The following is a 10637-nucleotide window of genomic DNA, read 5'->3' as shown; positions in this document are numbered from 1 at the left end:
CTTTTGAAAATGCTTGACTTTGTTCGCACGGGTGATGTCGTCGTCGTTTATAAACTCGACCGACTCGGGCGCTCGCTAAAGCACTTACTCGACGTCGTTGCCTTGCTCAACCAAAAAGGGGTTGGCTTATTTTCCATCAACGACGCCATTGATACCACGACTCCCCAGGGGAGGTTGTTTTTTAATATCTCAGCCAGTTTTGCTGAGTTTGAACGGGACCTCATCCGCGAACGTACTAAGTCAGGCTTAGAAGCAGCTAGGGCCAGAGGAAGAAAAGGTGGACGTCGAGCGGGTATGACCAAGGAAGCAATCAATAAAGCCATCTTAGCCGAAGCCTATTACAAAGAAGGTAAACTCGGGGTCAACGCCATTGCCCAAGAAATCGGGGTTTCCAAAATGACCCTCTACAAATACCTACGCCATCGAGGTGTAAAAATTAGTGCCTACCACAAAACATCCAAAGATAATAACTAATAAAAACCGCCAAGCCATATTGGTTTATCTAAACGTCGGTTCTGCAAAATACCCCCTCCAAAACGCTAGAATCGCCGTTTTTCAATATGGCTCCTTCTAAATGGTTATGAACAAAAGGGGTTTTATGGCCAATATTCGACATATTTTTTAGACTAAAAATTAGCCATTTTTTTACAAATTTTCATATTTGCATACAAGCCTATACTGGTAATCACATGGTAATACATTGCCATTACATTGGTAATACTTTGGTTATATACAGGACGTATATGATTTTCAAAAACGTATAACTCTCTGATTAGCAAGCTCAATGAATATACCATTACCATTTTCAAAAAAAGTCATAAAAACGGTTTATAGAGCATTATACTGGAAATAACCGAAATTACCGCGATATACACTAGGTATATATCAATCAAGTAAATACCCACAAACCCATGAGGTTCAGGCTGATTTTCCATGGATTTTGATATGGTTTCTTTGGAGATAAATGCCTTTATTGACATTATCAGGGTACATTAAAAAATGTGATGATACGTAATGAAACATAATGATTCGTAATGATACGTAAGCCCGTTTTACACATAATATTGCAGTGCAGCTTTAAGAATCCCAGCCACTTTATTACGAAGAGAGGCTGGTTCCAGTACTTCAATGGCGCTACCATATTCTAAGATTTTTGTAATTAGCTCATTGTTACAAATCACCCGAAGTTCCAAAACCGTTTTTCCATCTTGGGGATCAATAGAAGCTTCTTGCGTTGGATGGATTTTTTTGGTGAGGGCATATCTTTCTCGTACTGAATCGTGAAATTTTAGCTTCACTTTTCTGGGTTTACCTTTTTTGGTTACCCCCACCATATTTTTGAAATGGGCATTCAAATCAGCCTTATTAGGATGTTTAAATTGTTCTTGGGTCACAAAAGGTTGATTTAACATTCGGTCAATGGGGAATACCTGGAGAAACACACTTTGGTTATTTCCTTGTGCCCAACCCACCAAGTACCAGCGGTTATTATGTTCCCGCAACTGTAAAGGCATAACCACCTTGGTTTCGGCTTCTGCCATTTCAAACCCTTGATACCTAATCTTGATAAATTCTTTGCGGTGAATCAATTGATAAAGTTTATCAAAATAGCTCCGACCTCTTAGTTCTACTTCTTCAAATTCAATCAAGGGATTCAGGTCTCCTTTTAGCTCTTCTGAGGTGGTCCATTTTAGACGGACAGTTTACTTTGCAGGATTAATAATTCATTTTGGTTGTAAATTTGTTCAAATTTTTCGGGACTTTCATAGCCCAAAGCCGAATGTCGGCGAATACGATTATAATAGACTTCAATATAGTCAAACAGTTCTGTTTGAGCATCTTCCAAACTATCAAAACTGCCTTTTTCTAACATTTCCCGTTTAATCGTCGCCCAAAGAGACGGGGCCGCCCTTTAGGTTTGTACTATGGTAAAATTTCAAGATTGAGTATTTTTAACAAACAGTATCAGAATGGGCTTCCCTATGGGGTCGCAGAGTTTTTTTACTCTATGCACGGATTCAGGACCCACTCTGTATTGCTTACCAAACCTCCAATAGAAATTAGGGCATCCTGGCCCATTAGTAAGGGTTTGAGGCAAAAGGTAAGTTCTTAGTGCAACTCTTAATAAATTAATGCTCATGGAGACTCAACGCCACGGGGCGCCCCGATTTTATTGGCATTGACATTTCTAAAGCAACTTTAGATTGGGCTGTTTACTCAACTCAAAAGGGAATTATTTATCAAACTCAATCGGCAAATTCAGAAGCAGCAATCAAAGCTACACTCAAAATCATTGAATCATTACCAAGCTTTGAGCGTTCAAAGTCAGTATGCTGCATGGAACACACCGGTATTTACAATGCGCATTTGTTGGCTTATTTGTATCAACTTCATTTTCCCATTTGGTTAGAAAACAGCTTGCAGATTAAACGAGCGGGAGGTTTGCAGCGTGGTAAATCCGACACGATTGATGCCATTCGAATTGCCGAGTATGCCTTCCGATTTAAAGATAAAACTCGCTTATGGCAGCCTCCTCGTCAGGTTATTCAACAATTGGCAGCTCTGAGTTCGGTTCGCCACAGACTGTTAGTGGCCCGTCAGCAACTGCAACAACCTTTACAGGAACAGCAGGAATTCGTAAGCCCTTCGTTGCAAAAACAGCTTACCAAAACCTGTCAGGCATCACTAAAAGCCATCAATCTTGATATTGAGAAGATTGAAAAACAAATTAAAAATTTGATAGATAAAGACCCGCATTTAAAAGAACTTTTTGATCTTATCACTTCTGTACCGGGAGTAGGTTCAGCTACTGCTTCTGAGGTAATTATCGCCACTAACGAATTTACTGCCATTACTGACCCCAAAAAATTAGCCTGTCATGCAGGGGTTGCTCCTTTTGAATACCAATCGGGCAGTAGCATTAGAGGAAAAAACAAGGTTAACCATCATGCCCGAAAACGGTTAAAGAGCCTTTTTCATTTAGGAGCGATGTCCGCCATTCGAGTCAAAGGTGAAATTCAAGACTATTATTTGAGAAAGGTCGCTGAAGGCAAGAACAAAATGTCCGTTTTGAATGCCGTTCGCAACAAACTCATCCATCGTGTCTGCTCGGTGGTGCATCACCGGCAAAAATATGACAAAAATTATACTCGTATGCTTGCATAAACCATAGAAATCCGCGCGGTCTGCATGTGCATTCTCATAAACTGATTTCTTCCCTACCATACTTTGCCGAAAAAGGCACTTATCAAGTAATTTTCTGAACCTGTTTCCAAAATATTGCCCCCCTCTATCGGAATGTACAATTAATCCATGAGAAGGCTTATAACGGTCTATCGCATTTTGTAAAGCTTTCAATACCAACTCTTCACGCATATGGACATCCAGATTCCAACCTACAATTTTACGACTGTATCGATCCATCCAAGCCGCTAAATAAGCCCATTTGCCATTTTCCATAGGGATGTAACGGGGCCGCCCTTTAGGTTTGTACTATGGTAAAATTTCAAGATTGAACGGTCCGCCGCGCGGTATTTTTAACAAACAGTACCAGAGTGGGCTTCCCTATGGGGTCGCAGAGCTTTTTTACTCTATGCACGGATTCAGGACCCACTCTGTATTGCTTACCAAACCTCCAATAGAAATTAGGCAGGGGCGCCTGTGCGACATCATGGCTCATTAGTAAGGGTTTGAGGCAAAAGGTAAGTTTTTAGTGCAACTCTTAATAAATTAATGCTCATGGAGACTCAACGCCAGGGGGCGCCCCGATTTTATTGGCATTGACATTTCTAAAGCAACGCCTCGGGGCGCCCCGTTTAGATTGGGCTGTTTACTCAACTCAAAAGGGTATTATTTATCAAACTCAATCGGCAAATTCACAAGCCGCTATCAAAGCTATTCTCAAAATCATTGAATCATTACCAAGCTTTGAGCGCTCAAAGTCAGTATGCTGCATGGAACACACGCCACGGGGCGCCCCGAGGTATTTACAATGCACATTTGTTGGCTTATTTGTATCAACTTCATTTTCCCATTTGGTTAGAAAATAGCGGCGTCGGCCGTCCGATTGCAGATTAAACGGGCGGGAGGTTTACAGCGTGGCAAATCCGACACCATTGATGCCGTTCGCATTGCAGAGTATGCCTTCCGGTTTAAAGATAAAACTCGCTTATGGCAGCCTCCTCGTCAGGTTATTCAACAATTGGCAGCTCTGAGCTCGGTTCGCCACAGACTGTTAGGAGCCCGTCAGCAACTGCAACAACCTTTACAAGAACAGCAGGAATTCGTAAGCCCTTCGTTGCAAAAACAGCTTACTAAAACCTGTCAGGCATCACTAAAAGCCATCAATCTTGATATTGAGAAGATTGAAAAACAAGTTAAAAATTTGATAGACAAAGACCCACATTTAAAAGAACTTTTTGAAGTAATTACTTCTGTACCGGGAGTAGGTTCCGCTACTGCTTCTGAGGTACTTATCGCTACTAACGAATTTACTAACATTACTGATCCCAAAAAATTAGCGGCATCGGCCGTCCGACTGTCATGCAGGGGTTGCTCCTTTTGAATACCAATCTGGCAGTAGCATTAGAGGAAAAACCAAGGTTAACCATCATGCCCGAAAACGGTTAAAAAGCCTTTTTCATTTAGCAGGGCGGCCTGTGCCGAGCTATGTCCGCCATTCGAGTCAAAGCGGGGCGGCCCGAGCCGCGAAATTCAAGACTATTATTTGAGAAAGGTCGCCGAAGGCAAGAACAAAATGTCAGTTTTGAATGCCGTTCGCAACAAACTCATTCATCGCATCTGCTCGGTGGTGCATCACCAGCAAAAATATGACAAAAATTATACTCGCACGCTTGCATAAACCATAGAAATCCGTGCGATTACGCTTTTCGACTGTCCGTCTAAATAGGACCACTCCATGTTTTTGATTGTTTATAATTAATATTAATTGCAACAACCTCATTTCCAGTAGAATAAGGATTAAGACAGTCCTTCCAAGTTTTTGAAACTTGGAAGGACTTGCAACAACCTCACAGGTACACTAGTCCAATTCCATCAGAATAAAAATCGAGCGTTAAAACATTGATTATTTGAACTTTATAATATTTTATGTAAATTTACAATTATATTTTAAAATTACATAAATGATTCCAAGAGCACTGACCGATAAAGCACAATTGCTACTGACTAAGTTTCCGATGGTATCTGTCTCTGGGCCGAGGCAATCGGGAAAAACCACGTTTTCTAAATTGTTTGCTTCTGATTATCAGTATGTCAACCTAGAGCTACTTGACAATAGAGCCTTGGCTCAAAATGACCCACATAGTTTCTTGGAGCGGTACCAAAACCGCGTTATCTTGGATGAAGTACAGAATGTCCCCGATTTGTTCTCGTACTTACAAGTGTTCACTGATGAGCGTAACCGAACAGGAGAGTATGTTTTGACGGGCTCACAGAACTTTTTGCTTATGCAAAAAATCACGCAGTCGTTGGCGGGAAGAGTAGCCTTATTAACCCTTTTACCATTTTCTTATTTTGAACTACTTGAAAAACCACCCATTGACGAGTTTATCTTTAAAGGAGGCTACCCAAGGCTCATCCAAAAAGAAATATCACCTGAAGACTTTTTTCCAACCTACATTCAAACGTACATTGAGCGCGACGTACGGCAATTGATTCAGGTTCAAAACCTTTCCCTTTTTCAAAACTTCCTGTATTTGATGGCTGGGCGAGCAGGACAAGTATTTAACGCTTCAAGTATTGCCAATGATTTGGGCGTAAACAGTCAGACGGTAGAAGCATGGACATCGGTTTTGGAAGCATCGTACATTTTATTTCGGTTGCCGCCCTATTACAAGAATTTCAACAAACGCATCACCAAAGCGCCTAAAGTCTATTTTTATGACACAGGGTTACTATGTTATTTGTTGGGAATACGTACCGAAGCCGAAATCCAGTTACATTTTGCCAAAGGCGCTATTTTTGAGAATTTGGTGATTCTGGAGGTGATGAAAATGCACTACAACCAAGGCCGTCGTCCACAATTGTATTACTGGCGCGACAGTAATCAAAACGAAGTAGATTTGCTGATGCAAGATGGGCTAAAACTTCACGCGGTTGAAATTAAAGCGGGCAAAACAATTAATGGCGAGTTTTTTAAAGGATTAACCTACTTCAAAAAGATAGCACCCGATGCCCAACTACACTTGGTGTATGGTGGTGACGACTATCAAAAGCGTAGCGAAGCCACAGTACTGGGCGTAAACTATCTGGAGCAATTGTTTTAACCATAAGTGCAAGTTTTGCACTTATGGTTAAAACAAAGATTATCAAGTAGTTATAAATTTTTTTAATTCTTTTACTTTTTGCACTAATTGAGAATAATCAGATTTTGAACTCAGGTTAGCAGCAAGACGAGCAATTTCTTTCTTGCGTTGACTAAACTCTTCAAGATAAGGAGAAAGAGTATCCTCGATGGTATCACTACCTAATTGTGCAACGGATACTAAGCTGCCTTCTGAAATATCATCACGTTTTCCTATGTCCTGAATAACCGTGCGATTAAATGGTGTGTTTCCAGCCAAAACTTGTTGCTGTAACTCTGGAATTAACTTAGAAATTCCCTTGGCGAAGTTACCGTCATTTTTGATGGTTCGTTGACTCACGTTAAATTCCTCCGCCAATGCTTTTGAAATATCTACACTTCCCTCTTCACGGTCGTATTTCCCTTTCCCGCCTTTTTCTCTGTTATATCTTAATCCTCTAAAAAATGAAAGCTGTTCAGGAGTGAGGTTTCTGCGCCCAAGCTGATAGTCAATCATGAAATCCTTTACTTTCTCGATACCTTCAAACTTCAAAATGGTAATCTTAAAGTCAATGTTGTACTTTGTACAAATGGTGTATCGGTTGTGACCATCCACCAAGACATGTACAATTTCGTCAGAATCGCCGATTCCAGCCTCTCTGTGCGACGTTTCCCATATTGCCAATGGATCTTTACATCCTTGGGCTTTTATGTTGTTCTCGAGTATTTGTAGCTCTTCTGCGGTGAGTGGAGTAATAAACTGCTTTAGTTCATCTATTACAACAATCTGTTTTTTTATCTTTTCAACTTCGGAGAATGTAGAAGTGGGAATTTGAGCGGTAGCTTTTTTAATTCCCGACATAAAATCTTTTGCCATGATTAAGTTAAGGTTAAACAGCGACCATTTCTTGGGCTAGGGCTAAATATTGATTTGCGGAGTTTGATTTAGGTGAATAATCAAACAAGTCACTTTTGGCTACTTGTGATTGTTTGATGACCGTTGAAGTCTCTATTTGGGTAGAAAAAATAGTAAAATGACCATAGACATCCCGAATATGTTCAATCATGTTTTTGTGCACACTCTGATTTTTGTGTACCATGGTAAAAAAAATGCCTCGCACTTGGAGGGTATAGTTCAGGTGTTCACGTATTTCGGAAATGCGATTAAATAAGTTTTCGACACCATGATAAGCCGATGCTTCGGGTTGAATTGGAATCATACACTCGTGAGAGGCAACCAATGAGCAAGTTGTCAGTACATTCAATGAAGGTGGGCAATCAATGAGAACATAATCATATTCGGATAAGAGAGGGGCTAGTTTATTGGCTAAGCGTTTCTCACTACCAATGGAATTGACGAGCTCAAGTTCGCGGTAAGCCATCTGTATGTCGGAAGGAGCAAGGTGTAATTTAGGCTCAATCTCAATAATCGGTAGGCTTTTTTTATCAAGTAAAGCATCTATGATTTGGGTTTCTGGCTGATGAATCCCAAAACACTGAGAAAGATTGCCTTGAGAGTCCATATCCAGCATCAGGACTCGATTGCCAAGAATACTAAGGGCTTTCCCGAGGTTGATGGTTGAGGTGGTTTTTCCTACACCGCCTTTATGGTTAACGATTGAAATAACCCTGGCTTTGCTAAATAACTCTTCCGAAAACCCGTAGCTTCTCAGAATAGGGATTAATTTAGCTAGGTGTTTTTCATTTAGATTGATATGCCCGCCTAAAGCACGATAGAGTGTCTTAGAAGGTAAACCTGCTTCTTTTTCAATCTGTGAATGATTTAGTGCGGGTTTTGCTCTGAAAAAGCGAAAAACGATGTCTTGGGTTAGCATAAACAATAATTAACATGAATATGCAAATATGATAAAATTTTATCATACATATCGAATAAAAAATAAAAAAGGTGCGAATATACTTAGGGTAATAAAAATATACGTTTGAACTACGACAAAATCCTCGTGACGAGCCCCGTCGCCCGCCCGCCAAAAATTCAAAGTTTGTTTTTGTTTTTTGTCTTTTTTTTGATTTTCTATTTTATCAATCCTCCATAAATGGAGCCTAAAAGGGTGAGTTATCCACATTTTTTACCCTAGAAGAAAATATATCACAAATTTGTGAATTTATTATTATTTATTATTATTTGATATTTGAGGGGCTTGTAACTCTTTGAATTTCATTATGTTATGAGCACTAACTACGACAAAATCCTCGTGAATTACGACAAAATCCTCGTGTAACTACGACAAAATCCTCGTGTAACTACGACAAAATCCTCGTGAATTACGACAAAATCCTCGTGCAACTACGACAAAATCCTCGTGAATTACGACATCGAAAAAAGACAGTCGTTTTTTCTTGTCGTAGTTGTGGAAAACTCGTACTTTTGGGTAATAAATATAACAAATGGAAGAGAGTAATACCTTAAAAACCCTTATTCAAGACAATGCCATCACGAGTGCTCGCTATGAAATGTCTGCACTTGAAAAAAATATTATTTACATCATGATGGCACAACTCAAAAAAGAAGACACCTCAGACGTGAATTATTACGTTTCTGTGCGAGAATTAATGGAACGAACAGGTACCCGAAATTCGTACGAAGATTTAAAGCGAGCCACAGAGACATTGATAGGGCGTGTGCTACAAATCAAGCGCCCCAACGGTAACTTACTTCAAGTGTCGATGATTTCATCAGCAGAGTACATGCACGGGCAGGGAATCATTGAAATAGGACTAGACCCTAAAATTAGACCGTTCTTTTTCGATTTGAAACAAAACTTTACGACGTTTCAGTTGCACATGGCTTTAAGCCTAGACAGTAAGTATGCCAAACGTATTTATGAGATGCTATCGCAATACAAGGACATAGGCGTCTTCAAAATAGAGCTTCTTGAGTTGAAGAGACGGTTATTACTATACGATGATAAGACAGGGGAGGAGCAGTACAAAAATTGGTCTGATTTTGAAAAACGTATTTTACTTACGGCGAAGAAAGAAATCAATGAAAAAACTGATTTGACGATTAGTTACAACGCGAAGAAAGTTGGCCGCAGATATTCAGATATTGAATTTACCATCACTAGAATTCGTGGAGCACAAACAAAAATTGATTTTCAGGACGAATCAGCGGTCGTTTTTGGGCGTCTGATTAACGAATTTCGTTTACGTAAAGATCAAGCAATTCAAATTGTTGAAAAGTTTTCGCAATCAGAAATTCACAAAACTCTGTATGATATTAAGTTGAAAGTGGCTAGTAACGAGGTTAAAAATATCGGTGCCTATACGGCGAAGGTGTTTGGGTTAGGCTAAAATATGCCTGATGGCTCACGACCGCCAATAATAATCAGACGTATATAGTGTAGAGTTATAGAATATTAGCGGAGATAAAAGGAGATTATGGGAGATTAAGAAGAAAGCGAAGCGTTAGCAAGCCATGACTTTGTCAGGACAAAATCTAACGCAAGCTATTGGCGGGGAATTGGTACTCCTTTTATTTCGGTATAACTTTCCAATAGCCACCTCTGTCTCCCCCCATCCTTTCGATTTTCTTCTCCTCTTTGAGCGTTTTTAAGGCTCTTTCGATGGTTTTTGTACTCACTCTGAGTTCTTTTGCCAAAATTGCTGTTGTGATAGTAAAATTTGTTCTAATCAACTCCAGTACTTTCTCCGACATTTTCTCCGACATTTCTCCGACATCTTTGGCAGGAAACGCGTTGTTTTGTGTCCCTTTCTCGATTTTTTGTTTTATTTCAAGCATTACACTAGCAAAATCATAATCGAACACAGGGGCAGGTAAACCGTAACGGATACACTCGTTGATAATTCGAATAGTACCTCTTCCCCATTGCTCAATGTAGCCAGTTCGGAAAAGGGCGGTTGAGATACTAGGGTTAAAAGGCCGTGAGGCATGTTTTTGTTTTAAGTTTTCGACTGTCCAGTTTTCGGGTAATGTACCTTCGTTCCAAAAGATAATTTTATCAGCATATACACTGATTTGAATGGGAATTCCGCTACTGGTTGCAACTCCCGATTCGGGCCAAAAGTAAGATAGACAGATTAAGCACTATTACTTATCCTAATCCTGCTGGTTCTTTGGCTGCGGGTGCATACTTCCATTGAAAAATGCGTTCCAAGTCAAACCGAAGCGGTTTATTATCCAGCAGTTTAATAAAGTCATATTCTCCCATCATGTTCACATGCTGCCAGGTAACGGCAGTGCCATTGCCGATGACCGAAATCATTTCTTCCACTACGAGGTTCTTCTTCCAAATCTGCGGAAAACACCGATTTACAAATGGAGGTTCTTATTACAAATGGACGAACAATAGCG

Annotated in this window: 12 protein-coding genes and 3 pseudogenes; 7 read left to right on the top strand and 8 right to left on the bottom strand. The window is 40.0% G+C overall.

Annotated features, from left to right (window positions below):
* Window positions 1-474, top strand: a 474-nt coding sequence (locus AC23P2_RS30675; RefSeq protein ID WP_487776717.1) for a recombinase family protein, incomplete at its 5' end; no start/stop codon positions are given.
* A 578-nt stretch (window positions 475-1052) separates the two neighbouring features.
* Here AC23P2_RS30675 and AC23P2_RS30670 read toward each other — a convergent pair.
* Both AC23P2_RS30670 and AC23P2_RS30665 read right to left on the bottom strand, forming a co-directional pair.
* On the bottom strand, window positions 1053-1649 hold the full coding sequence (locus tag AC23P2_RS30670) for a helix-turn-helix transcriptional regulator (RefSeq protein WP_169731841.1): 597 nt from the start codon (window positions 1647-1649) through the stop codon (window positions 1053-1055).
* A gap of 41 nt (window positions 1650-1690) precedes the next feature.
* Window positions 1691-1888, bottom strand: a pseudogene (locus AC23P2_RS30665) (IS3 family transposase); the annotation flags it as partial.
* A 284-nt stretch (window positions 1889-2172) separates the two neighbouring features.
* On the opposite strand from AC23P2_RS30665, the gene AC23P2_RS30660 reads away from it, so the two are divergent.
* Window positions 2173-3165 (top strand): IS110 family RNA-guided transposase, encoded by a 993-nt coding sequence (locus AC23P2_RS30660; protein WP_487776719.1) that lies wholly within the window; start codon window positions 2173-2175, stop codon window positions 3163-3165.
* Between the two features lie 66 nt (window positions 3166-3231).
* Here AC23P2_RS30660 and AC23P2_RS30655 read toward each other — a convergent pair.
* Window positions 3232-3459 (bottom strand): annotated as a pseudogene (locus AC23P2_RS30655) (DDE-type integrase/transposase/recombinase); the annotation flags it as partial.
* 450 nt (window positions 3460-3909) lie between these two features.
* Here AC23P2_RS30655 and AC23P2_RS30650 point away from each other — a divergent pair.
* The 4 genes from AC23P2_RS30650 to AC23P2_RS30635 all read left to right on the top strand — a co-directional run bounded on the left by AC23P2_RS30650 (window position 3910) and on the right by AC23P2_RS30635 (window position 6287).
* Complete coding sequence (locus AC23P2_RS30650; RefSeq protein WP_487776716.1) at window positions 3910-4077, top strand: hypothetical protein; 168 nt, start codon at window positions 3910-3912, stop codon at window positions 4075-4077.
* On the top strand, window positions 4067-4564 hold the full coding sequence (locus tag AC23P2_RS30645; protein ID WP_487776715.1) for an IS110 family transposase: 498 nt from the start codon (window positions 4067-4069) through the stop codon (window positions 4562-4564). Before AC23P2_RS30650 ends, AC23P2_RS30645 begins: the two co-directional genes overlap by 11 nt.
* A gap of 19 nt (window positions 4565-4583) precedes the next feature.
* Complete coding sequence (locus AC23P2_RS30640) at window positions 4584-4730, top strand: hypothetical protein (protein WP_487776718.1); 147 nt, start codon at window positions 4584-4586, stop codon at window positions 4728-4730.
* A gap of 414 nt (window positions 4731-5144) precedes the next feature.
* The gene (locus AC23P2_RS30635) at window positions 5145-6287 is read left to right on the top strand and encodes an ATP-binding protein (RefSeq protein ID WP_487776714.1); all 1143 of its coding nucleotides are present in this window, start codon (window positions 5145-5147) and stop codon (window positions 6285-6287) included.
* Between the two features lie 42 nt (window positions 6288-6329).
* Here the strand turns inward: AC23P2_RS30635 and AC23P2_RS30630 are convergent, their stop codons facing one another.
* Together AC23P2_RS30630 and AC23P2_RS30625 are read right to left on the bottom strand one after the other, a co-directional pair.
* Window positions 6330-7181, bottom strand: coding sequence for a ParB N-terminal domain-containing protein (locus AC23P2_RS30630; protein ID WP_037299913.1), 852 nt, complete (start codon window positions 7179-7181; stop codon window positions 6330-6332).
* 13 nt (window positions 7182-7194) lie between these two features.
* Window positions 7195-8139 carry a ParA family protein gene (locus tag AC23P2_RS30625; protein ID WP_028523396.1) on the bottom strand — a complete coding sequence of 315 codons (945 nt, stop codon included), beginning with the start codon at window positions 8137-8139 and terminating at the stop codon, window positions 7195-7197.
* A 571-nt stretch (window positions 8140-8710) separates the two neighbouring features.
* Here AC23P2_RS30625 and AC23P2_RS30620 point away from each other — a divergent pair.
* Complete coding sequence (locus tag AC23P2_RS30620) at window positions 8711-9616, top strand: replication initiation protein (protein ID WP_028523437.1); 906 nt, start codon at window positions 8711-8713, stop codon at window positions 9614-9616.
* 181 nt (window positions 9617-9797) lie between these two features.
* On the opposite strand, the gene AC23P2_RS30615 is transcribed toward AC23P2_RS30620, so the two are convergent.
* The 3 genes and pseudogenes from AC23P2_RS30615 to AC23P2_RS30605 all read right to left on the bottom strand — a co-directional run bounded on the left by AC23P2_RS30615 (window position 9798) and on the right by AC23P2_RS30605 (window position 10548).
* Window positions 9798-10064, bottom strand: a complete 267-nt coding sequence (locus tag AC23P2_RS30615; RefSeq protein WP_037300051.1) for an HTH domain-containing protein — start codon at window positions 10062-10064, stop codon at window positions 9798-9800.
* A gap of 9 nt (window positions 10065-10073) precedes the next feature.
* Window positions 10074-10307: pseudogene (locus AC23P2_RS30610) on the bottom strand (ATP-binding protein); the annotation flags it as partial.
* 70 nt (window positions 10308-10377) lie between these two features.
* Window positions 10378-10548 carry a hypothetical protein gene (locus tag AC23P2_RS30605; protein WP_487776713.1) on the bottom strand — a complete coding sequence of 57 codons (171 nt, stop codon included), beginning with the start codon at window positions 10546-10548 and terminating at the stop codon, window positions 10378-10380.
* Window positions 10549-10637: the final 89 nt, after the last annotated feature.

Source organism: Runella sp. R0.1_18 (assembly GCF_057652155.1).
Note: the sequence above shows the minus strand (reverse complement) of the source record. Positions and strands in the feature narration are given on the sequence as shown.